Annotated in this window: 28 protein-coding genes; 14 read left to right on the forward strand and 14 right to left on the reverse strand. The window is 62.6% G+C overall.

Going from position 1 to position 22,782, the window contains the following annotated elements; genetic code table 11:
- The 3 genes from FHY04_RS21300 to FHY04_RS21310 form a co-directional block, all read left to right on the forward strand.
- Positions 1-285, forward strand: a 285-nt coding sequence (locus tag FHY04_RS21300; protein WP_221211928.1) for a hypothetical protein, incomplete at its 5' end; no start/stop codon positions are given.
- A 557-nt stretch (positions 286-842) separates the two neighbouring features.
- Positions 843-1,529: a ParA family protein gene (locus FHY04_RS21305; RefSeq protein ID WP_183937802.1), complete on the forward strand. Its 687-nt coding sequence runs from the start codon at positions 843-845 to the stop codon at positions 1,527-1,529.
- Positions 1,526-1,891 carry a hypothetical protein gene (locus FHY04_RS21310; RefSeq protein WP_133192393.1) on the forward strand — a complete coding sequence of 122 codons (366 nt, stop codon included), beginning with the start codon at positions 1,526-1,528 and terminating at the stop codon, positions 1,889-1,891. The genes FHY04_RS21305 and FHY04_RS21310 overlap by 4 nt, the downstream gene beginning before the upstream one ends.
- Before the next feature lie 424 nt (positions 1,892-2,315).
- Here FHY04_RS21310 and FHY04_RS21315 read toward each other — a convergent pair whose 3' ends face one another.
- Together FHY04_RS21315 and FHY04_RS21320 are read right to left on the reverse strand one after the other, a co-directional pair.
- A complete protein-coding gene (locus FHY04_RS21315) occupies positions 2,316-2,714 on the reverse strand; it encodes a VOC family protein (RefSeq protein WP_183937804.1) in 399 nt (132 codons plus the stop codon).
- Between the two features lie 70 nt (positions 2,715-2,784).
- Positions 2,785-3,045, reverse strand: a complete 261-nt coding sequence (locus FHY04_RS21320) for a hypothetical protein (protein WP_183937806.1) — start codon at positions 3,043-3,045, stop codon at positions 2,785-2,787.
- Between the two features lie 307 nt (positions 3,046-3,352).
- On the opposite strand from FHY04_RS21320, the gene FHY04_RS21325 reads away from it, so the two are divergent.
- Genes FHY04_RS21325 through FHY04_RS21335 form a run of 3 tightly spaced genes read left to right on the forward strand, consistent with a single transcriptional unit; the run spans position 3,353 to position 6,221 of the window.
- Positions 3,353-3,916 carry a hypothetical protein gene (locus FHY04_RS21325; RefSeq protein ID WP_234422472.1) on the forward strand — a complete coding sequence of 188 codons (564 nt, stop codon included), beginning with the start codon at positions 3,353-3,355 and terminating at the stop codon, positions 3,914-3,916.
- A complete protein-coding gene (locus FHY04_RS21330; protein ID WP_311725918.1) occupies positions 3,913-5,346 on the forward strand; it encodes a relaxase/mobilization nuclease domain-containing protein in 1,434 nt (477 codons plus the stop codon). Before FHY04_RS21325 ends, FHY04_RS21330 begins: the two co-directional genes overlap by 4 nt.
- On the forward strand, positions 5,343-6,221 hold the full coding sequence (locus FHY04_RS21335) for a hypothetical protein (protein WP_037529360.1): 879 nt from the start codon (positions 5,343-5,345) through the stop codon (positions 6,219-6,221). The genes FHY04_RS21330 and FHY04_RS21335 overlap by 4 nt, the downstream gene beginning before the upstream one ends.
- A 286-nt stretch (positions 6,222-6,507) precedes the next feature.
- Here the strand turns inward: FHY04_RS21335 and FHY04_RS21340 are convergent, their stop codons facing one another.
- Positions 6,508-7,086: a TetR/AcrR family transcriptional regulator gene (locus FHY04_RS21340; RefSeq protein WP_234422445.1), complete on the reverse strand. Its 579-nt coding sequence runs from the start codon at positions 7,084-7,086 to the stop codon at positions 6,508-6,510.
- Positions 7,087-7,224: 138 nt separating this feature from the next.
- On the opposite strand from FHY04_RS21340, the gene FHY04_RS21345 reads away from it, so the two are divergent.
- Both FHY04_RS21345 and FHY04_RS21350 read left to right on the forward strand, forming a co-directional pair.
- Positions 7,225-8,214, forward strand: coding sequence for a zinc-dependent alcohol dehydrogenase family protein (locus FHY04_RS21345; RefSeq protein WP_151989526.1), 990 nt, complete (start codon positions 7,225-7,227; stop codon positions 8,212-8,214).
- 100 nt (positions 8,215-8,314) lie between these two features.
- Positions 8,315-9,424 (forward strand): S-(hydroxymethyl)glutathione dehydrogenase/class III alcohol dehydrogenase, encoded by a 1,110-nt coding sequence (locus FHY04_RS21350; RefSeq protein WP_183937808.1) that lies wholly within the window; start codon positions 8,315-8,317, stop codon positions 9,422-9,424.
- On the opposite strand, the gene FHY04_RS21355 is transcribed toward FHY04_RS21350, so the two are convergent.
- The 6 genes from FHY04_RS21355 to FHY04_RS21380 form a co-directional block, all read right to left on the reverse strand.
- Positions 9,418-9,810, reverse strand: coding sequence for a hypothetical protein (locus FHY04_RS21355; protein WP_183937810.1), 393 nt, complete (start codon positions 9,808-9,810; stop codon positions 9,418-9,420). The genes FHY04_RS21350 and FHY04_RS21355 overlap by 7 nt on opposite strands.
- A 351-nt stretch (positions 9,811-10,161) precedes the next feature.
- Positions 10,162-10,455: a putative quinol monooxygenase gene (locus FHY04_RS21360; RefSeq protein ID WP_037093999.1), complete on the reverse strand. Its 294-nt coding sequence runs from the start codon at positions 10,453-10,455 to the stop codon at positions 10,162-10,164.
- Between the two features lie 111 nt (positions 10,456-10,566).
- Entirely contained in the window at positions 10,567-11,307 is a 741-nt protein-coding gene (locus tag FHY04_RS21365) for an SDR family oxidoreductase (protein ID WP_183937812.1), read from the reverse strand.
- An 18-nt stretch (positions 11,308-11,325) separates the two neighbouring features.
- Positions 11,326-11,505 (reverse strand): hypothetical protein, encoded by a 180-nt coding sequence (locus FHY04_RS21370; protein WP_183937814.1) that lies wholly within the window; start codon positions 11,503-11,505, stop codon positions 11,326-11,328.
- A gap of 10 nt (positions 11,506-11,515) precedes the next feature.
- A complete protein-coding gene (locus FHY04_RS21375) occupies positions 11,516-11,812 on the reverse strand; it encodes a putative quinol monooxygenase (RefSeq protein WP_183937816.1) in 297 nt (98 codons plus the stop codon).
- Positions 11,813-11,883: 71 nt separating this feature from the next.
- Positions 11,884-12,678, reverse strand: coding sequence for a type 1 glutamine amidotransferase domain-containing protein (locus FHY04_RS21380; RefSeq protein ID WP_183937818.1), 795 nt, complete (start codon positions 12,676-12,678; stop codon positions 11,884-11,886).
- Positions 12,679-12,791: 113 nt separating this feature from the next.
- Here FHY04_RS21380 and FHY04_RS21385 point away from each other — a divergent pair, with 113 nt between their 5' ends.
- Both FHY04_RS21385 and FHY04_RS21390 read left to right on the forward strand, forming a co-directional pair.
- Entirely contained in the window at positions 12,792-13,727 is a 936-nt protein-coding gene (locus FHY04_RS21385; protein WP_183937820.1) for a LysR family transcriptional regulator, read from the forward strand.
- A gap of 84 nt (positions 13,728-13,811) precedes the next feature.
- Positions 13,812-14,828, forward strand: a complete 1,017-nt coding sequence (locus FHY04_RS21390; RefSeq protein WP_183937822.1) for a zinc-binding alcohol dehydrogenase family protein — start codon at positions 13,812-13,814, stop codon at positions 14,826-14,828.
- 218 nt (positions 14,829-15,046) lie between these two features.
- Here FHY04_RS21390 and FHY04_RS21395 read toward each other — a convergent pair whose 3' ends face one another.
- The gene (locus FHY04_RS21395) at positions 15,047-15,955 is read right to left on the reverse strand and encodes a LysR family transcriptional regulator (protein ID WP_151989682.1); all 909 of its coding nucleotides are present in this window, start codon (positions 15,953-15,955) and stop codon (positions 15,047-15,049) included.
- A gap of 91 nt (positions 15,956-16,046) precedes the next feature.
- Between FHY04_RS21395 and FHY04_RS21400 the strand changes: the two genes are divergently transcribed.
- From FHY04_RS21400 to FHY04_RS21415, 4 genes are all read left to right on the forward strand, one after another.
- Entirely contained in the window at positions 16,047-16,886 is an 840-nt protein-coding gene (locus FHY04_RS21400; protein WP_234422460.1) for a class III extradiol ring-cleavage dioxygenase, read from the forward strand.
- Between the two features lie 29 nt (positions 16,887-16,915).
- The gene (locus FHY04_RS21405; RefSeq protein ID WP_183937826.1) at positions 16,916-17,770 is read left to right on the forward strand and encodes an SDR family oxidoreductase; all 855 of its coding nucleotides are present in this window, start codon (positions 16,916-16,918) and stop codon (positions 17,768-17,770) included.
- Between the two features lie 47 nt (positions 17,771-17,817).
- Entirely contained in the window at positions 17,818-18,609 is a 792-nt protein-coding gene (locus tag FHY04_RS21410; RefSeq protein WP_132884499.1) for an SDR family NAD(P)-dependent oxidoreductase, read from the forward strand.
- Between the two features lie 261 nt (positions 18,610-18,870).
- A complete protein-coding gene (locus tag FHY04_RS21415; RefSeq protein WP_151992502.1) occupies positions 18,871-19,515 on the forward strand; it encodes a recombinase family protein in 645 nt (214 codons plus the stop codon).
- Positions 19,516-19,538: 23 nt separating this feature from the next.
- On the opposite strand, the gene FHY04_RS21420 is transcribed toward FHY04_RS21415, so the two are convergent.
- From FHY04_RS21420 to FHY04_RS21435, 4 genes are all read right to left on the reverse strand, one after another.
- Positions 19,539-20,972: an IS1182 family transposase gene (locus FHY04_RS21420; protein ID WP_234422827.1), complete on the reverse strand. Its 1,434-nt coding sequence runs from the start codon at positions 20,970-20,972 to the stop codon at positions 19,539-19,541.
- 134 nt (positions 20,973-21,106) lie between these two features.
- Positions 21,107-21,652: a DsrE family protein gene (locus tag FHY04_RS21425; protein WP_409349188.1), complete on the reverse strand. Its 546-nt coding sequence runs from the start codon at positions 21,650-21,652 to the stop codon at positions 21,107-21,109.
- 28 nt (positions 21,653-21,680) lie between these two features.
- Positions 21,681-22,091 (reverse strand): helix-turn-helix transcriptional regulator, encoded by a 411-nt coding sequence (locus tag FHY04_RS21430; RefSeq protein WP_037529358.1) that lies wholly within the window; start codon positions 22,089-22,091, stop codon positions 21,681-21,683.
- On the reverse strand, positions 22,088-22,711 hold the full coding sequence (locus FHY04_RS21435; RefSeq protein WP_183937828.1) for a peroxiredoxin: 624 nt from the start codon (positions 22,709-22,711) through the stop codon (positions 22,088-22,090). Before FHY04_RS21435 ends, FHY04_RS21430 begins: the two co-directional genes overlap by 4 nt.
- Positions 22,712-22,782 lie beyond the last annotated feature (71 nt).

Raw genomic sequence — 22,782 nt, forward strand, 5'->3', positions numbered from 1 at the left:
CACGTTGTCGTCCATGGCGGCGTGATCGACCCGGCCATGTCCGGAGATCAAAGCGGCTACGCCGCTGAAGCTACACCACGCGGTGGGACACGATCCAGTAAAGCGAACTCGCAAGCTCAAGCCGCTCTGGGAGGAATGAGCATCGTCCGGGCGGCCTCGGCCGCCCGATTAGAAGATTGGGTCTTCTTCTTGAGCGTCGTTGTATCCGGTGTGGTGCAGGTCGTGTCGAACGAGATCGGGCCGTGGGTACTTCACGATCGATTTCGCCATTTTGCGCTTTGGTGAACGCCGATCGCGTTTGTCGCGTTCGGCGTCTCAATCTTTTGTCGATTTGTGGCTTTGCACTGCGGTTTCATCAATTGATTTGGCGACACGCGAACTGAGGGAATTTGTTCCTTCGTCTGGTAGCTGCTTGGTAGCAACGAGCTAGCGACATTGTAGCGACCTGATCGCGGATTGCGTTCGGGTAGCAACCCGATAGCTACGATCTGGCATGTTCATACACGGTTGGTAGCCTTGCCTCTCGCGCGTTTACAACCGCGTCTCGACGGTATCGCAAGGGCGAGCATCGCTGGTTGGTAGCAAGCAGCAACACGCTACCAACCAGATCGCCAGCACGTCGCCTTCCAGTCGCAACATGGTCGCATCCAAGCTGCAATCGGCTCGCGAAAAACTCGCTACCAACTGGCGGCCTAGTTGCGATCAAATCGCAATTATACCGCAAGCTGCTCGCTGTCAGATTGCGTCAAAGTCGCTAGACGCTAGCTGCTAGGTTGCGATATAGCCGCTTCATGAACGCTGGCTGCTACATGGTAGCAACCTGGCCGCAACGGGAGAGCAGCATGCCAGTCATCAGCTTCGTGTCGCCGAAAGGCGGGGTGGGCAAGACCACCGCGACATTGTTGCTCGCCGGAGAGTTGGCGGAGGCGGGGGGTACCGTACGCCTGATCGATGCTGACCCGAACCTTCCGCTGGTCGACTGGGGCGAGTTACCGGGACGACCGGATGCGATAACTGTCGTGGGGTGCCGCGACGAAAACGCGATCATCGATGAAATTGAGAGGGGCGCGTCGGAGGCGCGCTTCACACTCGTTGACCTCGAAGGCGCGGCGACCGCGACCGTCACGTTCGCAATCGCGCAAAGCGATCTGGTGATCATTCCTTGCAAGGGGTCGCATCTGGATGCCACCCAGGCTGCCCGCGCTATCAAGCTCGTCAAGCAGACTGCGCGCGGCACCAGGACAGAGATCGATTATGCGATCCTGTTCAGCCAAATCCCGCCGGCGCTGCGCTCGAACAATCAGAAGGACATCGCGGAGCAGTTCAACGATGCTGAAATTCCAGTCCTTCCGGTCATGATCTACAATCGCGAGGCCTATCGCGCGATGTTCGCCGCTGGTGGAACGCTTCGCACCATCAACGACAAAGGCGTCGGTAACATGAAGGCAGCGCTCGAGAACGCCGAGGCCTATGCGGCAGCGGTGATCGCAAGGCTGCGTAAGGCGCGTAGCGTGAAGGAGGCAGCATGACCCGGTCCCGGCTCGATCTCTCGGAGTTCGATGATACGCCCCCGAACAAGGATCCAGCCAAGCTACGCGAGATCAGCGACGGGGCCGGCTTTCCGTCGCGTCCGGCTGTCCCAGCTGTAGCTGCCCCGCCTGTAGCGGCGCCCGTGCCTCAAGAGCGTCCCCAAGCCGGGACATTTCAACGGCCGCCACGCGTAACCGGCAATCGCAATATCGCGATCAACGTGAGGGTAGATCCCGAGACCGCTGCGAGACTCTATGCTCTTCGTGACGCCGACCCGGCACGCAAACGCGTGCTCGCCGACGTCGTCGCTGATGCGGCGCTTTTGCTTTACGAACGCGAGATCGATGGCGCTAGTCAATAGGTAGGGCAGGGGCCTTGCATGGCCGTTAGCGCTGCGACGCAACCCAATCCTGGTTGACCGCCCGCGCGCCGCAGAACCTCGTTAAAGGCGGCCCCACGATCGAATGGATAGGGCGTGATACCCCGCTTGGCAGGACCGAGACGGCGACCGAAACACCATACGAACGGCGCCAGCGTGCAGCGGCGCACGGGCGATTGCCGGCCACCGACACGACGCAATCTGCGGTCGGCCGGCAGGGGAGGGGACAGCCTGATTTGGCGCCGTCAATCTGCTTTCGGATATCCTGCTCGGCCGCGCTGAAGCGAGCGCCGGCCTTGAGCCCCCGTCAAAGGAACGCCCGGACAGCCCGTGGCTACCAAGATTGGGGCATCGTTACGTTCGATCCCACCCAATCCCGTTACCGCATAGAATGGCGGATCGAAGGTCATCCCTTGCCCACGCTCAGTTCGATCAAATCCCATCGGTTTCCGTAGAGGTCTTCGAAGACCGCCACCGTGCCGTATGGTTCATGTCGAGGCGCTTCGACAAAACGGATGCCCCGCTGCGTGTTAGCGAGGTGGTCACGGGCAAAGTCGTCTGTTTCGAGAAACAGGAACACGCGACCGCCGCTTTGATAGCCGATCGTCTCACGTTGCCGGTCGCCAACAGCTCGCGCTAGTAACAGTCCGTTCGCCGCACCATGCGACGCGACCACCACCCACCGCTTGTCATCAGTCAGCGCGGTATCTTCACGCACTTCGAAGCCAAGCTTCTCGACGAAGAAGGAGAGCGCGGTGTCATATTCGTCGACAAGGAGAGTGGTCAGGTTCAAGCGTTGAGGCATCCGATGAGGCTGCCCTAATCTGGATGCCAAGCCAACGCCGGCTTCTCGTCCGGAGGGTGGATCGGGAAGTCTAGCGTAGCGACGCAAGCTGGCCTGCCACCGCTTTGCCGCCGTGTTTCGAGATAGCCGTCGCGATTGCCCGGGCATCCGCTTTGTCGATCGCTGCAATTTTAACCCGCTCGAGCGCTGCGGTAAGAACCGGACGACCAGCGTCTCGAGCCGTCTGCTCCGCCGCCTTTGCCTGTTCGTCCAGATGAGCAAGTTCCGCTTTTAGAACTTCCCGCCGAGCCTCGATTGTTGCGAGATCGACGGCGTTTCTTGTTCGGGCCATTCTTCGAATCCGGTTCCAATAGAGAACAACTTAGGAGGTTGCGGGCAATCCAGGAAATAGCAGTTAGCCGTGCCTAATCGTGCAAACGCCTTGCGCCGGGACCACAACGCCGAAAGCTACTTGTCGCAAGCGCACAGTCAATCACTTTTCACCTCCGCGTTTGGAGCGATTTAGCTCCAAAGAGGTCGTTGTTTTATGAGGATAGGCAATTACTAGGGATGGCAGGATATGCCTCACGGCACCAATGTTTAACATTGGCTTGTGGGGGCCGCTGCACGGGGCTTTTAGGATGAATGTAGGCCTGCGGTTGAAGGACGAATTGGTCGCCGAGATCGACCGCGTTGCCGCGGCGAATGGGCAAACCCGCAGCAGCTGGATGGCAAGCGTACTGGCCAACGCCGTGCTGGCCCCGGAGAACGATGACATCCCGGTGCTGCCAATTCAGGGCAGGGGGCATCCCGACGACCTCGTTCGCGTCACCGTCCGACTCGACCGGAGCGAGGTCGAAGGCATCGACACCGTAGCGGCGCCGATGAAGATGACGCGAAACGAATGGATCAAACGCACGCTTCGCTGGCAGCTTTGGGACAAGGCGGGCGTGCTGAGGCTGGCTCCGGCCACCCAGGTTGAGATCGTCAAATTGCGCAAGCAGGTGCTTCTGATCGGCCGAAACATCAACCAGGCGGTCCACGCGATGAACGCAGCGAACCAGCCCGAAAGCTCGCTCGATATCGCCCGCATCGCCGGTCCCTTTATCGAAAAATGTGAAGAGCTGAACGCGCTGCTGTTTACGACCCGGCTGGCCCTCTCGGCCGTGATCGGGGCAGAGGTCGGGTACTGGACCGAAACTCACCGAGGTTCAGTAGCGTGAGCTTCCGCTTCTCTTCCGGAACGATGGACTCCATGGCGGGCGTCTTCGCGCCGCCGAAGAAGTACCGCCTCGGGACTGGAGGCGGCAGCGCAAAGGGCCCGAAAACGGGGGGCACAATGCTCGGCCTTGCCGTCGCATCGATGTTCCCGAAGGCCGCATCATCTTTGGCCACTTCGCGTCCCAGTGCGCAGGCGAAACATGCTTTCGGGGGAGGACCGCAGGCCCGGATGAGCGGCCGGGCGATCATGGCTGCGGATCGCACATCACGTCGAGTTCCAGAGGTTATGGTGCGGATCACGGGGCGTCAGCATGGCGGCGGACACGTCCTTGCCAACTTCGCCTACATCAGTCGGCTGGGGCATGGTCCCGACGAGGAACTCGGGCTTGAAACCGGCGAGGGCGTCGTGCTGCGCGACGGACGGGACATGCAGATTCTCGCGAAGGATTGGCACAACTTCGAGATGGACGGGGACGCCAGACGCAAGGGTGCGACGTCCATATCGATGATCCTTTCGATGCCGTCGGGGACCGATCCGGAGCGTCTGAAAGCGGCAGCTCTGGATTTCGCAGCCGAGGAGTTTGCGAACCGGTCGTGGGTTGCCGGCCTTCACGTCGATCGCGACCATCCGCACGTTCACCTCACGATCGCACGTCGCGATTACGATGGGCGCCGCTTCCATCCGGACCGGGATGATCTGTTTCGATGGCGGCAGCGCTTCGCCGAGAAGCTCCGCGAACGCGGCATCCAGGCCAACGCCACGCCGACCAGAGCGCGCGGTATCGACCCCGCGCATGAACACATCGCGGTACGGAAGATGCGCGACAAAGGGCAGGTTCCGCAGATCGATACGGGCCGCGCCGAGCGCGCCCGGCGCCTTCGCGACCAGGGTATTTCCGACCCGGTCGAGGCCGTTCTTGCAAGTCGGCAGGCCATCGTTCGCGCGACCTATATGCGATCCGTCGCGGAGCTGTCGGCTTCGCATTCCCTTGCCGATCAGGTGGTCGCACAGAGCCTCGAACGGTTCGTCGCGGCATTGCCGCCGCCCGAGCCCAACTCCGCCCGGGCGATGCGTGCCGTTTCACCGTCCCGCAGGCGCGACGCGGTCGTCGATGCTCGGACGCGCCCGGCTGTTGCGGACCCCGGGCGCGATCCGATCACCGCAGCACTGGAACGTTCACGCGTCATGCGTGGAAAGCTGGAGGCCAAGCAAGCACTCCGGGAGAGCCCCGAGCGGACCGAAGACACTCCGCATGAACACCGACCCTCAGTGGTATCCGAGCGCCTTCGTTCGCTTATGGCCGAGGCCGAACGGCAGGCCACAGCACCGACGCCAAGCAAGCCGGAGGAGGTCCTTCGCGAGATATTGGATCGTGATCGCTCAACTCTGGACCGCGCGCGTTCGCCGGATAGGGGGAGGCCAGAACGATGAGTACGGACCAGGTAAGCGTTGCTCTGGCGGGCGTTCTGGACGCGTTGACGCTCGTTCAGGAGCAGCTCGATGCGCTGACCGAGAGCAGCCAGCGCATTGAGGCGACACACAAAGAGATCGTCAGCAGGCTCGACACGATCGATGCGGGCCAGGCCGCCGTGACGGATCTAACGCCGATCCTCGAGATGATCCTAGCGCGATCGATCGACGATCGTGAGATCATGAAAACGCAACTGGGTACGATTGCGGCGGCGATCGGCTTCGCCCATGCCGCCGCTAACGGTAACCGGGCACCCCTGCCTGTCGCAGTAGCCAGCGATCCGCTCCTCGAGCGCTTTATCCTAACCCAGCCTGCGGATCTGGCATCGAAGGAACGGGCTTTGACGGACTGGCGCAACGCCGCGTCGACCACCACCACCGCGGAGCTTATCTCTTTCCTGAACCATCAGCAGCAGCCCTCACCAACGGATACCTCAGAATCCCGGGTCCTGCGCTACCGCCTGGTGGCAATTACGCGGGCCGAGATCAAGGGGAGGGGGGCCGCGCCGCCAGGACCGCCGGACACCACGGTTGCGGGCGATCGAACGGCCTCGGCTTGCATGATCCGGTCCCACCAACTTGCCGGCCTATGGCGAGCAGGGGAAAGCGCAGCGCTATACAGTGAACCCGAACTGGCAGGCGCAATAGATCTCTTCGACGATACGGAGCGCAGGCTGGGGTCTGCGGCTGGTGTGGATTTTCCACCCGAGCTCGGCTCGCTTCACAGCGATCTAGCAACCCGCATCGAGGCAGGCGAACGGCCGAGCATAGGTGACAGTGGCCCGGCTTACAGCAGCGAACGTGCGACTACGGTCGAGCCCAGCAAGGACCGTTAGACGGCGTCCGGTAGAGTGAATTGACGGCTTCCGACCAGATTACGAAGTTCACTGGCGTTTCGCCAATGTCCGGATCGGACAGGAGCGGCCGCCCGAGCGTCACGAAACTGTCTGCCGGCACTCGCCAAGTCCCGGTCGTTAGCGCCAAAATCTAAGAGCCTTGGAAGCCTGATTATGACACGCGGTTCTGATACCTACAAACAGACGGAAAACCGCGCTCCGGACAGCGGTTCCAAAACCGACCGTGGCTGTTGAAAAACAGGCTGCTGGGATCTCGCCTGGACGATCAAACCGCAGCCGGCCATCGATCGAGTGCCATTTCGGCGATGGAGAGAAGTTCGTTGATCGTAGCGCCGTCGCGCGCTTGAACGGACATGCCTTCCATGACCGTATTGATGAATTTGCCTAGGACGGCCGGATCAGTATCGGCCGCAAGCTCGCCCTGCGCGGCGCCCCGATGTAAACGCTCGATCAGGAGGGCCTCCGCCGCGATACGCTTGTCGCGCAGCAGGCATTCGATGGCGGCGGACGCCGGCGACACGGCTGCCGCTGCCGAATACATGAAGCAGCCGGCCGGCGTTCCAGGTTCCGAGAATAGTGACGCCGCTCGTTCCAGCAGGCCTTTGACGGCCTCGTAGGTGGACAACGCCGGATCGTTGATGGGTGCATAGAGGTGGACGCTGAACGTCGCGGCGTAGCGCTCGATTACCGCCGCAAACAGCCCCGCCTTGTTGTCAAACGCTGCATAGAGACTGGCGGCGGCGACGCCAGTCTCCGCCACCAGATCGGCCATCGATGTCGCCTCGTAGCCGCGCTGCCAGAACAGCCGCACCGCTTTGTCGAGCGCAGCGTCAGTGTCGAACACACGAGGGCGACCTGCGCGGCGCCGGGCTTTCGTCTCTGTCATCTCTGGTGCACGATATGGAACGATCGATAAATAATATCTTGAAACTGGTGCTCCGCTCTCTTACAGAACGATCATTCAATAATCAAGGATTTTCCAATGAGCCGCATCGTCCGTATCCACGAATATGGCGACGCCAGCGTCCTCAGGATTGAAGATGTGGCAGTCCCCGCGCCCGCGGCTGACGAAGTGCAGATCGCGGTGAAGGCAATAGGCATAAACCGCGCCGAGGTGATGTTCCGCAACCATGCCTATCTTCAGGAAGCCGAGTTCCCGAGCCGCCTTGGCTATGAGGCTGCCGGCACTGTCGTTACGGTCGGCGCGGACGTGACCGGGTTTGCGGAAGGCGAAGCCGTCAGCGTCATCCCCCCGCTCGATATCGCGCGCTGGGGCACTTATGGCGAGGTCGCCAACGTGCCCGCCCGCCTCGTCGTCAAACATCCGGCGGCGCTGACGTTCGAGGAAGCGGCGGCCGTGTGGATGCAGTATGTCACCGCTTGGGGTGCGCTGGTGGAGCAGGCGAAACTCGGCGAGGGCGATTTTGTCATCGTCACTGCTGCCTCCAGCAGCGTCGGCCTTGCAGCCTTCCAGATTGCGCGGATGGTCGGCGCGACGGTAATCGCGACGACGCGTACCGGCGCCAAGCGCCAGGCCCTGATCGATGCCGGTGCACATCATGTCGTCGCGACCGGGGAAGAGGATCTGGTAGCGAGGGTGATGGAGATAACCGATGGTCAGGGTGCGCGCGTGGTGCTCGATCCGGTCGGAGGCCCGTCGTTCGAGCCGCTGACCGAGAGCATGGCACGCGGAGGCATCCTGCTCGAATATGGCGCGCTCAGCGGCGAACCGACGCCGTTCCCGTTGTTCTCCGTGCTGGGCAAGAGCCTCACGCTCAAGGGGTATCTCTACAGCGAGATCGTCTCGGACGATGCCGCCCTCGATCGCGCTAAGGCGTTCATCGTGGCGGGTCTGGAATCGGGCGCGCTCAAGCCGCGGATCGCGCGCACTTTCGCGCTCGACGCCATCCAGGACGCTCACCGCTTCCTCGAATCGAACGACCAGATCGGCAAGGTCGTCGTTACGGTCTGACCGGCATACCGGGGGAGTGAGCGATCGCTCCCCCACGAATTTGCGCTGACGCAACGGCCTCGCACCAGCAATCGGTTTAACTCAACGAAGGTATCCCAACATGAAATCTCGCGCCGCTGTAGCCTTCGAGGCGGGCAAGCCACTCGAAATCGTCGAGATCGATGTCGCCCCACCCCGGAAAGGCGAAGTCCTCATACGGGTGACGCACACCGGTGTGTGCCACACCGACGCGTACACGCTGGCGGGGAGTGATCCGGAGGGTGTTTTCCCGGTGGTTCTGGGCCACGAGGGCGCGGGCATCGTTGTCGAGGTCGGTGAAGGCGTCACCAGCGTCGGACCGGGCGATCACGTGATTCCGCTCTACACCGCCGAATGCGGCAAGTGCGACTTCTGCCTGTCGGGCAAGACCAACCTGTGCGTCGCTGTCCGCGAAACGCAGGGCAAGGGCTTGATGCCCGATGGGACCACCCGCTTTTCGTACAATGGTCAGCCCCTCTATCATTACATGGGCTGTTCAACCTTCAGTGAATATACTGTCGTCGCCGAAGTCTCGCTCGCCAAGATCAATCCCGAGGCAAACCCCGAACATGTCTGCCTGCTCGGCTGCGGCGTCACGACCGGCATCGGCGCAGTCCACAATACCGCCAAGGTCCAGCCCGGAGACTCGGTCGCCGTGTTCGGCCTCGGCGGCATCGGCCTCGCGGCGATTCAGGGTGCGCGCCAGGCGAAGGCGGGTCGCATCATCGCCATCGACACCAATCCATCCAAGTTCGAGCTGGCACGCCGGTTCGGTGCGACCGAGTGCATCAACCCCAAGGACCATGACAAGCCTATCCAGCAAGTGCTGATCGAGATGACGGGCTGGGGCATCGATCATACCTTCGAGTGCATCGGCAACGTCCACGTCATGCGCGCCGCGCTTGAATCAGCGCACCGTGGCTGGGGTCAGTCGATCGTGATTGGCGTTGCCGGCGCGGGCGAGGAAATCTCCACCCGCCCATTCCAGCTCGTCACGGGCCGCGTATGGAAGGGGTCCGCTTTCGGTGGCGTCAAGGGACGGACACAGCTCCCCGGCATGGTCGAGGATGCGATGAGAGGCGATATCGATCTGGCCCCATTTGTAACCCACACGATGGGTTTGGAGGAGATCAACGAGGCCTTCGAACTGATGCACGAAGGCAAGTCGATCCGCACGGTCATTCACTACTGACCCGCCGATCCGAAGCGGCGCGAGGCGCTCGGATCGACAACTCGGCCGTCATCATGGCCCGACCCCGGCCATGATGAAGCGCGCTCTGGCAAATGGGCAACGCGTCGCGATGCGGTAACAAGCGCCGAAGTACGGTCGTTACATGTCGATAGCGGCACGGACCATTGCCGCCTACCGTCGTAGTCGTCGAACATGACATGCGCGCCATCACACAGGCGGACTGGATCATCGACCTGGGACCGGGGGCCGGGGAAGATGGAGGGAGTATCGTTGGCAGCGGCGTCCCTGGCGTCGTTGCGGAAGCGGAAGGCAGTCTCACCGCCCGCTATCTCAAGGCGGCGCTGTAGGTCGTAAATCTGGCCGAACGCACGTTCGATCAGGTGCATTTCGACCACACGTTGGAATGGGTCGAATCTGGAAGCGGGAGCCGGCGATGTGTCACCGCGGTTGACCCGGGGTTTTCTGAATGATTGAGCCAAAACAGCCGAATAACGCGCCAAATTGATGTGCTCAAGAATCTCCCGCGAACGAATGGTGCCGTCATGTCACGACACATCAACGGCGCCTTATCATTAAATTCAGAGATGTGATAAGTGCAGAAGACAATGTCATCCACTATCGCGGATGACCTGCCATATTCATTTATTCATTTCCTGATACGGCCGGTCCACCCATTCCGGATAGAAACACGAACCTTACCCTGCAATCAAACGGCAGCTTAGGTACCGACCACTCCGCTATTTCGCGGCCAGCAGGGTGAACTTGTGAATTTGCGGCGGTTCAGAAAACAGTTCTTCTGCCTTGTCCATCAGTGCGGCGGCAACCTTGCCGTCAAGGTGGGCCTGCCGATCCTCCTCTGTGTCGAACGTATCGAAGATCGCGTACGCACCGGGACCTTCCTCGATCGCATACCAGGTCAGAGTGCCCGCCTCAGCTTGAACGAGCGGCAATGCCGAGGTCAGGAAATTGGCGACATCACGCTCTTTTCCGGGCTTGGCCTTCAGTGGTACATACAGGGCAAGTTTGGGCATAAATGAATCCTCAAGTGAAACCGACAGTCATTATTCGGCAAAGTAACGGAAGAGCGGGCCGGTACGTTCCCCATGAGGCGGAGCACACGCGGCCCCGCCTCCTCGTCGAAATCAGAACTGCTGTGCGGTCGGCCGGATGACGATCGCGTTGATGTCGACGTCATCAGGCTGTTCGACAGCGAACGCGATAGCACGCGCCACCGACGCCGCAGGGATGGCCTGCTTGTAGAAGTCGAGTACCGTCTCGGCAGCCGTGCCCGACGTCGTGAACTTCAAGTCACTTTCGACGGCTCCGGGCTCGATAGACGTGACACGGACCTTTTCGCCCACCTCCTGGCGAAGGCCCTCGCTGATCGCGCTGACGGCGAACTTGGTGCCGGAGTAGACCGTGCCGCCTGGTGCGAAGACCTTGATGCCCGCAACCGAGCTCAGGTTGATGATGTGGCCGCTGCCCTGCTCGAGAAAGCCGGGAAGGGCCGCCGCGATGCCGTAAAGCGCACCCTTCAGATTGACGTCGATCATCTGGTCCCACTCGTCGGTGTTGACCTCGGCCATCGGACGGATCGGCATCAGCCCGGCGTTGTTGACCAGCACGTCGAGGCGACCGAAGTCGGCGATGATCGCGGCGACGACGGACTGGACTGCCGACTTGTCGGTGACGTCGAGCGCGTAGCTACGTGCCGTGCCGCCGCTTGAGGCGATGTCCGCGACGACCTCGTCGAGCCTGTCCTTGCGACGGGCGGCGATGGCCACCTTGGCGCCGCGTTCAGCGAGAAGCCGCGCGGTTTCCGCGCCGATACCGGTGCTGCCGCCGGTGATGAGAACAACCTTGCCTTCGATACCTTTGGTCATGACTGTGTTTCCTTGATTTCAGATGTTGATTTTCCGCTGGATCGCGGCCCCGCGCCAGCGGTAGCCGCCGCGTGGGTAAACGAGGCCCATAAGGCTCAGGCGAAGCGCAGGTGCCAACAGGCCGATCATCCGCAGCTCCTCTATGTAGAACGGTTGTGCCAGCAGCGCCGACCCCACCCATTCTTTAAACTTGTCCATGGCAGCACCCTTAGGTCGCGGAGACGGGGTTGAGGACGAACGCGCCGCGCTCGGCCAGATCGCCGATCTGAGAGAGGTAGTTCTGGAAGTGGGGCGTCGCGCGATGGGCGGCAACCGCATCCGCGTCCGCGTACAGTTCATCGAGGACGAAGCGGTTCGGATCGCTCTGGTCCTCCCAAAGATCGTAGCGCAAATTGCCCGGCTCGGCACGGCTCGGCTTTAACATGGCGTCGAGCAGAGCGTGCAGGCGGTCGACGGTATCCGCACGGGCGGTGAGCACGGCGACGATCTTCACGTTGGCTGTCATGGCACCGTTCCTTGTCATGGTTATATGCGAAGCGGGGCGCATCCTGAGCGCCCCGCCCGTCATCCTGGTACTCACGCAGCGGCGCGATCGAGGGCTTCGATCAAAGCGTCGGCCATGGCCTGGTCCGACGCCGGATTCTGACCCGTGATCAGCTCCCGGTCCACGACGACATTCGAAGCGAAGTTCTTGTCAGTGACCGAGACTACGCCACCGGCCGAGCGCAGCGCCTTTTCCATGTCGAAGAAGAGCTCGCCCTTCAGCACTTGCTCCTCAGCGATCTTCTCCTCGCTCGCCGAGAAGACGGTCATGCGGTAGCCCGAGTAGATCCAGTCTCGCGCCAGGTCGGCCGCCCCAGCGTCATCGCCATCCTCCAGTGCCTTGCGGAAGGCCGGAGCATCGTCGAGCGTAGCGACAACGGCTACCGGTCCGTGGCAGAGGAGCGCAGTCGGCTTGGCCGCCGTGTGAAAGTGACGGAGGATCGTGCCCGCGTCGTGGTCCTGCATCAGGTCGACGACGGGAGCGTGGCCGCCCGGCACGAACACTCCGACGAAGCCGTCCAGGCCGCCCTCGACGACAGAGCGCAAGCTGCGGACGTCGTTCATCGCCGGGTGGCTGGCAAAAAAGTCCTTGGCTCGCTGGAATGCCGTCTCATCGCCACCAAAATGATCAACCGAAACGGAGACGGCGTCGATGTGCGGCTTGGCCCCATTGGGCGTGGCGAGAACGATATCATAGCCGGCGTCGAGCAGAGCCAGCGCGGGGACCGCCGTCTCGTTGAGATACTGACCGACCGTCGCGGTACCGCCGCCACGCAGACCGATCTGCGTCGCGTTCGATCCAAGAACGAGAACCTGTCCCTTGCTCATCTGAACCTCCATGTTCGCGGCGTCCGTCGCCGATGAATGGGAAATGGGCGTTGTTGACATATTCCAGAAGTTTATCTTTTTGATTTCAGATATAACGCTAACAGGATGACTGCATGCGCTACGATCTGAACCTGCTGCCGATCTTCGTCGCGTTGATGGAGGAGCGCAGCGTCACGCGGGCCGCCGAGCGCATGGGCATGACACAGCCCGCCCTGTCTAACGCCCTATCGCGTCTACGACTGATGCTTCAGGACCAACTGTTCGTCCGTGAGCGCTACGGCATCCAGCCGACCCCGATCGCGCTTGAACTCGCGCCGCTGATCGCCGAGGCACTCGCGCAGCTTGACGACGCGGTGCTCGGTCAGCAGGCCTTCGATCCCGCACAGGCCGAACGGCTCTTCACCATCGCGCCGAACGGCTATGTCGAGTTCGTCCTGGTCCCCGCTGTCGTGGCGCGCTTGGAGAAGGTCGCGCCCGGCATCAAGCTCCGCCTGACGCCCTACGGCAACGATCTTGTGGAAACAGGCGTCGTGTCGGGCACGACGGCGCTCGTGCTGGGCCGCATCGTCGATCCGCCTGACAACCTCGTCGTCCAGCACTTGATGGACGAAGGGCTCGCCTGCGCCGTCCGCGCCGACCATCCGGGCGTCGGCGATGCCATGACGCGCGAGCAGTTCGAGGCGATGAAGCACGTCAACATCGTGCCGCCCGGACGGATGCGCGCCGGGCTGTTCCAAGCGCTGGCGCAACAGCAGCTGAAGCGCGACGTCGCAATCTCCGTGACAAACTTCTTCGCGGTAGCCGAGATGGTGGCGGTGACCGACTATTGCGCCACCTTGCCCTCGCTCATCTGCAGGCGGCTGATGCACGACCCCCGGCTGAAGATCCTGCCGGCTCCGGTCGACCTTGGCAGCTTTCCCGTGGAAATGGCTTGGCACGTCCGCTATCGGCATGATCCCGCACACCGCTGGCTACGGGCTCTGATCGGCGCGGTCATCACCGACCTCACGGGGAAGACGGCAGCGGCAGCCACGCCGTCGCCAGCCTGAGGACGATGTCGAACCGCGACGTCGCTTGTGCGTATCCCGTACGTGACAAAGTTCGCTATACAGCCCCTGACGATAGGATTTATCATGCGCGCAATCGGCTACCAGCAGTCCGGAACGATCGATCGCACGGAAGCTCTCGTCGATATCGAACTTCCCGATCCCAACGCTACAGGCCGTGATCTCCTCGTCGAGGTCAAGGCTGTCTCGGTAAACCCGGTTGACACGAAGGTGCGCGCTGGCTCGGGTTCGATCCACGGTGATTGGCGTGTCTTGGGTTGGGATGCCGCCGGTGTCGTTCGCGCTGTTGGCCCTGAAGTGCGCGGCTTCGAACCGGGCGACGAGGTGTTCTACGCGGGCAGCATCGGCCGCGAAGGCACCAACGCCGAGTTGCACCTGGTCGACGAGCGCATTGTCGGGAAGAAGCCGGCCAGCCTCGATTGGGCAGAGGCAGCGGCGTTGCCGCTGACGGCGATCACTGCGTGGGAGGCCCTCTTCGAGCGATTGTCCGTGCGTACTCCTGTAGCCGGTGCAGCACATGCGCTGTTGATTGTCGGGGGTGCCGGCGGGGTAGGCTCGATGGCAATCCAGCTTGCTCGCCAAGTGCCCGAGCTGATCGTCATTGCGACAGCCTCGCGCTCTGAAACGCAGGCCTGGGTGGCCGAGCTCGGTGCGCACCATGTCATCGATCATCGCCAACCGCTGGCTCGGCAAGTAGCGAATTTGGGCATTGGCGCGCCGGCTTTCGTCTTCTCGACCACGCACACCGACGAGCATATCGAGCAGATCGCCGAGCTGATCGCCCCGCAGGGACGTTTTGCGCTCATCGACGACCCCAAGACGCTCGATGTCGTACCGTTCAAACGCAAGTCGGTGTCGACCCACTGGGAGTTTATGTTCACCCGGTCCATGTTCGAAACCGCTGATATGGAAACGCAGGGTCAGATCCTGTCGGCCATCGCCAGCCTCGTGGACGCCGGCGAGGTGCGCACCACCCTCACCGAACGGTTCTCCCCCATCAACGCCGCGAACCTCAAGCGTGCGCACAAGGCGCTTGAGAGCACTACTGCACGCGGCAAGATCGTCATCGAGGGTTGGCAGTGATGCGGTTCACGCTCACCCGCAACGTCCGCCGCGCCCGCGGCCCCCGCTGCACCAACTGAAAGGGATCAAGCCTCGGCGTTATCGATGCCAGCCATGTGTGGTTGTGGGCGTCGCTTTCGCTGGGTCGCTGATATCTACAATCATAAAAGACCGTGGTGTTTTGAGATAGCAGACGCGATCCTCGGGTGAAAACTCGGGACGTCTTCTAGCTCGGCCTCTCACCAATCGGTGCCAAGAGCGGGGAGTGCTTCGGCTAAGAAGTCAATCCACGCCCGCGTCTTGGCGGCGGGGCGCCGCGTCGGGTGTGTGATGGCATATGCCGCTCCCAGCGTCATAGGCGGCTCGTCCAGCTCAAGCTCGCTCAATTGGCCGGCGCGAAGCGCCTCTGCCGCAATAAAGCGTGGCCCATAGACCAGCCCTTGGCCTGCGATGGCGGCGCGAACCAAGGCCTCGCCATTGTCGGAGCACATCGATCCGGAGATCGGCACCTTGATCGTCCCGTCTTTGCCGAACGCCCACGACGTGGTCCCTGCCAACGACGCGTTGGTGTGGCCGAGACAATCGTGAACGCCAAGATCGGCCAGGCGGGTGGGCGTTCCGCGCCGCGCCAAGTAGGCGGGGGCGGCACACAGCACGATGCGCATCGCCACGAGCTTGCGGGCAACAAGCGCACTGTCGGCCAGCCGCCCGATCCTCACGGCGACGTCCCATCGCTCTTCCAGCAGGTCGACGTAGCGATCGTTGAAGCCCAGTTCGATCGTCACCTCGGGATGACGTGCGGAGAAAGCAGGGATGAGTGAGGCAAGGTGCAGAACGCCGAAGGTGGCGGGCGCACTGACGCGCAGCAGCCCCTGCGCGGTGATCGACCGCGACGATGCCTCCGCCTCGGCTTCACCGATCTCCATCAGGATGCGTTCGGCTTTTTCGAAATAGTCGGTCCCTGCCTCGGTCAGCGACAGCCGACGCGTCGAGCGCTGGACCAGCGTTGTGCCAAGCCGCGCTTCGAGGGCGTCTAGGTGCTTGGCCGCCATCGCCGGCGACATGTGCAGATCGCGTGCGGCAGCAGAGATGCCACCGAGCCTGATCGACTTTACGAACACGTCCATACCCGTCAACCGATCCGCCATGATTTCCTACCCGTGGTTGAAGCTGATCCTTCTACTCGGCAGATTATCATCGCGCGATAGAGGGCACATATTCCGGTCAGCAAATCGAACGATGATCCAGGCCGCCTCCTCGGCGCCTGCACCGGAGTGTATGACCATGAGCGTCCAGCCCACCTACTTCATCCCGCATGGCGGCGGCCCCTGCTTCTTCATGGACGATCCACGCGGCGTGTGGAGCGGTATGGAAGCGTTCCTGCGCAGCTTGCCGGATGCGCTCGCCGAAAAGCCCAAGGCCATCCTCGTCGTCTCGGGACACTGGGAGACGGACGGCTTCGCCTTCACCGGCGCCGAACGGCCCGAGCTGATCTACGACTATTACAACTTCCCGCCCCATACCTATCAGCTGCGCTACGACGTGCCGGGCGCACCCGCGCTCGCCGCCCGTGCCGCGGCCCTGCTCAAGGATGCGGGTATCCCTTCCTCTGTCGACGCAAAGAGGGGCCTGGATCACGGCGTGTTCGTCCCCCTCAAGGTGGCTTTTCCGGATGCGGACATTCCGCTGATCGAGATGTCCGTCGAGCGCGGTCTGGACCCAGCCCTCCATGTTGCTGCGGGCCGCGCCCTCGCGCCACTGCGTGAGGAGGGCGTGCTGATCCTCGGCTCGGGCATGAGCTTCCACAACATGCGTGCCTATGGCGACCCGCGCTCGACACCGGGATCGCAGGCGTTCGACCAGTGGTTGGCCGAAAGCATGGAGCTGGACGGCCCGCAGCGGGCCGAGCGTCTGGCGCACTGGGCGGATGCGCCCTCGGCGCGGTTCGCGCATCCCCCGGCCAAGGAGGAGCATCTGCTGCCCCTGATGGTCGCGGCCGGCGCGGCCGAAGGCGAAGGCGCCCGGGTCTATGCCGAGGAAGTGCTGTCGACCGCCATCTCCGGCTTCCGTTTCAACTGATCTCACCGCGTCACCGAAGGAGAATTGTCATGACCATCGCCGTCACCGGCGCGACCGGCCAGCTTGGCCGCCTCGTCATCGAGAGCCTGAAGCGCAAGTCGACCGGCGAGCCGATCGTCGCGCTGGTGCGCTCGCCCGAGAAGGCCAGCGCTCTGGGCGTCGAGGCACGCGCTTTCGACTACGCGCAGCCCGAGACGCTTGCTCCGGCACTGGCCGGGATCGACACGCTGCTGCTGATCTCATCGAGCGAGGTCGGGCAGCGCGAGGCGCAGCATCGCAACGTCATTGAGGCCGCCAAGCAGGCGGGCATCAAGCGTATCGTCTATACCAGCCTGCTGCACGCCGACCGTTCGCCGATCAGCCTGGGCGAAGAGCACCGTGCAACCGAAGCGTTGCTGGCGTCTTCAGGTATCGCGACGACCCTCCTGCGTAATGGCTGGTACACCGAGAATTATACCGCCTCGATCCCGGCAGCTCTGGAGAACGGCGCGTTCGTAGGCAGCGCTGGCGAGGGACGCCTGTCGCTTGCGACCCGCGCCGATTATGCCGAGGCCGCAGCCGTCGTGCTGACCAGCGGGGGTCATGAGGGTAAGACGTATGAGCTGGCCGGTGACGACGCGGTGACGCTTGCCGACCTTGCCGCCGAGATCTCGCGCCAGACCGGTCGCGACATCCCGTACCGCGATCTACCGCAGGCCGAATACGCTGCAATCCTGAAGCAGGTCGGCCTGCCCGAGGGCTTCGCCGAGGGGCTTGCGGCGTGGGACGTCGATGCCTCAAACGGTGCGCTGTTTGATGACGCTCATCAGTTCTCGAAGCTGATCGGACGTCCGACGACGCCGCTGGCCGACGCCGTGCGGGCGCAACTCGCCGTGCAGGGCTGACGTTACGGACAACTCCGACCGATAACGACCATCCCTGGAGATAGCGCATGAACATCGACCTTTCCGGCAAGACGGCGCTCGTGACCGGCTCGACCGCCGGCATCGGCTTTGCGATCGCGAAGGGGTTGGCGGCAGCCGGGGCGATCGTCGTTCTGAACGGGCGCGACGAGAGCCGCACCCAGGCGGCGGTGGCCGAGCTAAAGCGTGAGGTCGGGGATGCCGATGTGCGCGGTGTGGCCGGAGACGTCGGCACGGAAGCCGGATGTGATGCCATCGTATCCGCGCTTCGGGAGGTCGACATCCTGGTCAACAATGCCGGCATCTTCGGCCCGCAGGACTTTTTCGAGACACTCGATGAGGAATGGGAGCGCTTCTTCCGGGTCAACGTGTTGTCGGGCGTACGCCTGTCCCGGGCCTATCTGCCGGGGATGCGGGACAAAGGCTGGGGTCGGGTGCTGTTCCTGTCCTCGGAATCCGGCCTAAACATCCCGGCGGACATGATCCACTACGGCGTGACCAAAACGGCCGACCTTGCCTTGTCGCGTGGGCTGGCCAAGCGCATGGCGGGCACGGGCGTGACGGTGAACGCCATTCTTCCCGGTCCAACGTTGTCGGAGGGCGTGACCGAGATGCTGGCGGACGCGGTCGCATCGGGCAAATCGTTGGAAGAGGCCGGCGCCGATTTCGTCAGGGCGCACCGACCGTCCTCGATTATTCGGCGTGCTGCCACGGTCGGGGAAGTCGCCAACCTGTGCGTCTATATCGCCTCTCCGCAGGCGTCCGCGACCACCGGTGCGGCGCTACGCGTTGACGGCGGTGTGGTGGATACGATCGCCTGACTTTCAGTTTGTCCCATCCCGATTGGAAAGGGCGGCCAGCACGACCAATGCGCGAGTTGCACGACAGACGGCAAGGCGGGTGCCGTTTCCCGAACTGTTTGTCGAGCGTGGCAAAACGGAAAGCCAGACCGCCAGAAAAACGACCGGTTTTCTGGCGATCGCTGATTTTGCCTCATCAGCGCATCCCGGCAATCGGAAAACCCGTTGCGGAAACCACCGGCACATTGCAGGGTGCCGGATGTCTTTTCTGGCGGGGTAACGATGCTCATCGGATATGTGAGGGTGTCCAAGGCTGACGGCTCGCAGACCCTGGCACCCCAGCGCGATGCGTTGCTCGCTGCCGGCGTCGATTCCTCGCGGATTTATGAAGACCTCGCGTCGGGGCGGCACGACGCCCGGCCCGGCCTGACCGCGTGCCTGAAGGCACTGCAGCCCGGCAACACTTTGGTCCTCTGGAAGCTCGATCGTCTTGGGCGCGACCTCCGCCATCTTGTCATCACAGCCGAGGCGCTGCGCGAACGCGGCATCGGCCTGAAGGTGCTGACAGGGGCCGGCGCGCAGATCGACACCACGACTGCCAACGGCCGCCTCGCCTTCGGCATCTTCGCAGCGTTCGCCGAGTTCGAGCGCGAGCTCATCGCCGAGCGCACCCAGGCAGGACTTGCTGCGGCACGCGCGCGGGGACGGATGGGGGGTCGGCCGCGGAAGATGGATAAGGCCACCCTTGCAATGGCGATGGCTGCGATGTCCGATCGCAACGCGATCGCAGCCGATGTCGCGCGCCGTCTCGGGATGACAACCACGACGCTCTATATGTATGTGAATGGCGACGGCACGCCCAAGGCGCCGGGCCAGGCACTGCTCGACGGCGTACCGTACCGTAAAGAACGACTGCGCGCCGCGTGATGAACCGGACCACGCTGCAACGGTCAGGTATATCGCCTAAATGGCGGCACGATCACGTCATGTTCGATCGACCGGGCCGAGATGGTAGCCGAGGTCAATGCCGCGGGAACGCAGACACCCCGGCGCGGCTTGCCGATCAGCCGACGTGGTCGCGCCAGTATCATCAGGTTCATCACCGCCGCACCGATCAGAAACTCTTCTTCCGCTCCGCGGATGCCGCGCAGGTGAAGCCGCCTCATGCCATGCTTCCCCTTAGCGTCAGCGAAGAACCGTTCGACCCCACGCCGCAACCGCATCGACCGCTTGTACAGGCCGGTTTGTGCTTCGGCTCTGGCAAGATCGCGGACGTCCTCATCGTCCAGACGGGTCAGGGTACGACGCCGTGCCGTCGTGCATTTCTTCCGAAGCACGCACGCCGCGCAGTCCCGGGCGTCGGCAGCATAGCGATGTACGCCGGTGGGTGGATGGAAGGCGTGGTGCCGAAGCGGCTTGCCGGTCGGGCAGGTAAAGCTGTCGGTATCCCGGTCATAGCTGAAGGCCGTTCGTGGCAGCTTGCCATTGGTCTGGTGCGTCCGATCGATCACGGGAATGTGCGGGATTGCACCGTGGTCCCGCACGAAGCCGAGAAAGACGGCGCTGCCATAGGCCTTGTCGGCAGCAACCCGCTTTGGGTGATAGTCAAACCGATCGGCCGACCGCTCGAGCATGACGCGGCCTGCATCGACCTCCTCCGCAAAGCGAGCCGGCGTCGCCTGAACATCAAGCGCGACGCCGCTCGGGGTGTCTATCAGCGTGTTAAGGGCGTAGCCGAAACGGCCACGCACCGTTCGCGCCGACCAAGCCGCGGCAGGGTCGGTTCGAGAGACGCCTTGGCAGCTTTTCGAGCGCGCCATTTCCCAGACGGCATCACCTGTGTCTTGCACCCATTCCCGAACCGCGCGCGACGCGTTGGCGACATACGGCAAGTAGCCAGGAACGGTCTTGCGCTGCCAGCTCGCATCAGCCGCTATGAACGACGCATCGATCGCGGCGTCTTTTCCGCCGATCAGCCCTTCACTGATGCAGCGTCGAACCGTGCTCTCGAACAGGATCCGGAACACGCCGGCATCGCGGAAGCGACCATGCCGGTTCTTGCTGAACGTCGAGTGGTGCGGAACCTTGTCTCCCGGCCTAAGACGGCAGAACCAGCGATAGGCCAGATTGTAGCACAGCTCTTCACACAGGCGCCGCTCGGACGTGATCGCGTAGATTCGGCCGATCAGCGTCATGCGGATGAGGAGTTCGGGATCGATCGATGGTCGCCCCCGTGCGCTGTAATGACCGGTCAGTGCCTGCCTCAACTCGCTCATGTCGAGACACTGGTCGATGCGACGCAGCAGGTGGTCTGTGGGCAATATGGCTTCTATGGCGCGGTGGATCGCCCCTCCCCGCCCACCGCGACAGGCTGGTCCCATCATAGCGACGCTCCTTTCGGCAGGGGTGAAACGAAGGAGCAACCCGGCATGTCCGGCATTTTTCAACAGGCCCGACCGGTTATGACACCGGCAGCGTTACCGACTGGAATGATGAAGCAGGAAGCGTATCGGCGCGATCAGTCTGGGATCAGCGCCCAACCACGCAGCTGCAACGTCGCCAAAGTAGTCAGCGCAGACACGTCGGTCTCGACACTCTTTTCTACCGTAGCGGGGTCGATCTTGTTGCCAATAAGAGCTTGGCTGCATACCCGAACGGACACACCCGCCTTCTTCAACGCCTCAATCAAAGCAAGGTTAGGGTTCGCAGCTACTCCCGTCTTTATCGCATAGGCGCGATCTTCGGTAACGATGGGCGTCGCCGGACCGTGGACGATCACGACGACATCGCCTTGTTCTGGACGAACGCCGTCGTTGCCTAGCAGGTTCAGGAAGCGGGCGACCTTCTCCAGAGATGGATTGATCTTATCCGGCGTTGCCGCGGCCTTGGTCACATTGAACAGCACGCGATAGCGCAACTTGCGATCGGGCCGTTCCGCAGCACCTTCGATGGGTGTGATCGCGCCGTATCCCGCTATCACCGCCTGCCCGGGCACGCTGGCTAAAGCACTGACGCTGCTCATGAGTGACAAGCATCCTGCAACAGCAATGATTGGCATGCGCATCCGCTTTTTCCTTTTTCAGTCAAAATGATCAGCCAACTCTCGCAAAAACGGCCGCACCGATATTTTGCGGTCGAACCACGGAGGGCGTCTCGCGCGGTCGTACTTGGCGGAGGGCGGGGGCTGTTTGGGGGGCCGACAGATCGTCGGCTCCAAACATCGCCTCCAGGGTTCGCACGCACAATGCGGCTGCGTCGTCGGCAAGGCGGTAGTGAACCTGTTTGGCCTCACGTCTGGTCTTAACGAGTTCGGCGCGCCGTAGCTCGGCAAGCTGCTGGCTGAGCGCGGGTTGTGTCACGCCCGTGGCGGCCTCAATGTCCGCTACCTGCCGTTCGCCGTCTAAGAGATAGGACAGGATCATAAGCCGCTGAGGCTGCGCGAACACGCGCAGCTTCTCGACTGCGACGTCGGCGAGCGCGCGGGACTGGTAAATCGCCGTCACCGGTCAGCCTTCGTTTGGTGAAACCAGTCAGCGCCTGCGTGCCCCGGCAAGGCAGGAGGCAGGAGCACGTCGTCACCCGGCTGCCAGTCAGCAGGCGTATAGGCCTCGCCATCGGCCGAGCGCCGCAACGCCCTGACCGTGCGCAGCATCTCGTCGACAGACCGACCAACATTCATCGGATACCAGCTAAGCGCGCGGATGATGCCTTCAGGATCGATGAAGTAAGTCGCGCGCACGGTTGAGGCATCTCCGGCCTGCTCGTCGAGCATGCCGTAGGCATACCCGACCGCCATCGAGGGATCTTCGATTACCGGAAATGGCACCTCTACACCGAAGACGTCTTTGATCGCGCGTAGCCAAGCCACGTGCGAGTAGAGGCTGTCGACCGACAGCCCTAGCAGCGCGCAATCCAACTCTCCAAAGCGAGGTGCCGCCTTGGCCAAGGCCACAAACTCGCTGGTGCAAACCGGCGTGAAGTCGGCAGGGTGCGAGAAGAACACGACCCAGCGCCCACGATACTGATCGAGCGCAATCTCGCCCTGCGTGGTGCGGGCGGTGAAGTTCGGGGCTGCATCCCCGATGCGCAGCGAGCGCGGCATGTTCGCATCAATCATTTCCATTCCTCCCAAATGGCACGAACACCCCGTTGACGCAATATGATTACACAACTACATAAACCGTGATATTGATT

Source organism: Sphingomonas sp. BK481, from assembly GCF_014194875.1.
GTDB lineage: Bacteria > Pseudomonadota > Alphaproteobacteria > Sphingomonadales > Sphingomonadaceae > Sphingomonas > Sphingomonas aerolata.

Coding starts and splice junctions, on each gene's coding strand:
- FHY04_RS21400 (WP_234422460.1), top strand. CDS start 16,047: ATGATCCAGGCCGCCTCCTCGGCGCCTGCACCGGAGTGTATGACCATG.
- FHY04_RS21405 (WP_183937826.1), top strand. CDS start 16,916: ATGACCATCGCCGTCACCGGCGCGACCGGCCAGCTTGGCCGCCTCGTC.
- FHY04_RS21320 (WP_183937806.1), bottom strand. CDS start 3,045: ATGGCCCGAACAAGAAACGCCGTCGATCTCGCAACAATCGAGGCTCGG.
- FHY04_RS21355 (WP_183937810.1), bottom strand. CDS start 9,810: ATGCACCTGATCGAACGTGCGTTCGGCCAGATTTACGACCTACAGCGC.
- FHY04_RS21415 (WP_151992502.1), top strand. CDS start 18,871: ATGCTCATCGGATATGTGAGGGTGTCCAAGGCTGACGGCTCGCAGACC.
- FHY04_RS21365 (WP_183937812.1), bottom strand. CDS start 11,307: ATGACCAAAGGTATCGAAGGCAAGGTTGTTCTCATCACCGGCGGCAGC.
- FHY04_RS21375 (WP_183937816.1), bottom strand. CDS start 11,812: ATGACAGCCAACGTGAAGATCGTCGCCGTGCTCACCGCCCGTGCGGAT.
- FHY04_RS21360 (WP_037093999.1), bottom strand. CDS start 10,455: ATGCCCAAACTTGCCCTGTATGTACCACTGAAGGCCAAGCCCGGAAAA.
- FHY04_RS21390 (WP_183937822.1), top strand. CDS start 13,812: ATGCGCGCAATCGGCTACCAGCAGTCCGGAACGATCGATCGCACGGAA.
- FHY04_RS21370 (WP_183937814.1), bottom strand. CDS start 11,505: ATGGACAAGTTTAAAGAATGGGTGGGGTCGGCGCTGCTGGCACAACCG.
- FHY04_RS21420 (WP_234422827.1), bottom strand. CDS start 20,972: ATGATGGGACCAGCCTGTCGCGGTGGGCGGGGAGGGGCGATCCACCGC.
- FHY04_RS21380 (WP_183937818.1), bottom strand. CDS start 12,678: ATGAGCAAGGGACAGGTTCTCGTTCTTGGATCGAACGCGACGCAGATC.
- FHY04_RS21410 (WP_132884499.1), top strand. CDS start 17,818: ATGAACATCGACCTTTCCGGCAAGACGGCGCTCGTGACCGGCTCGACC.
- FHY04_RS21350 (WP_183937808.1), top strand. CDS start 8,315: ATGAAATCTCGCGCCGCTGTAGCCTTCGAGGCGGGCAAGCCACTCGAA.
- FHY04_RS21335 (WP_037529360.1), top strand. CDS start 5,343: ATGAGTACGGACCAGGTAAGCGTTGCTCTGGCGGGCGTTCTGGACGCG.
- FHY04_RS21425 (WP_409349188.1), bottom strand. CDS start 21,652: ATGCGCATGCCAATCATTGCTGTTGCAGGATGCTTGTCACTCATGAGC.
- FHY04_RS21315 (WP_183937804.1), bottom strand. CDS start 2,714: ATGCCTCAACGCTTGAACCTGACCACTCTCCTTGTCGACGAATATGAC.
- FHY04_RS21395 (WP_151989682.1), bottom strand. CDS start 15,955: ATGGCGGATCGGTTGACGGGTATGGACGTGTTCGTAAAGTCGATCAGG.
- FHY04_RS21385 (WP_183937820.1), top strand. CDS start 12,792: ATGCGCTACGATCTGAACCTGCTGCCGATCTTCGTCGCGTTGATGGAG.
- FHY04_RS21305 (WP_183937802.1), top strand. CDS start 843: ATGCCAGTCATCAGCTTCGTGTCGCCGAAAGGCGGGGTGGGCAAGACC.
- FHY04_RS21435 (WP_183937828.1), bottom strand. CDS start 22,711: ATGGAAATGATTGATGCGAACATGCCGCGCTCGCTGCGCATCGGGGAT.
- FHY04_RS21310 (WP_133192393.1), top strand. CDS start 1,526: ATGACCCGGTCCCGGCTCGATCTCTCGGAGTTCGATGATACGCCCCCG.
- FHY04_RS21345 (WP_151989526.1), top strand. CDS start 7,225: ATGAGCCGCATCGTCCGTATCCACGAATATGGCGACGCCAGCGTCCTC.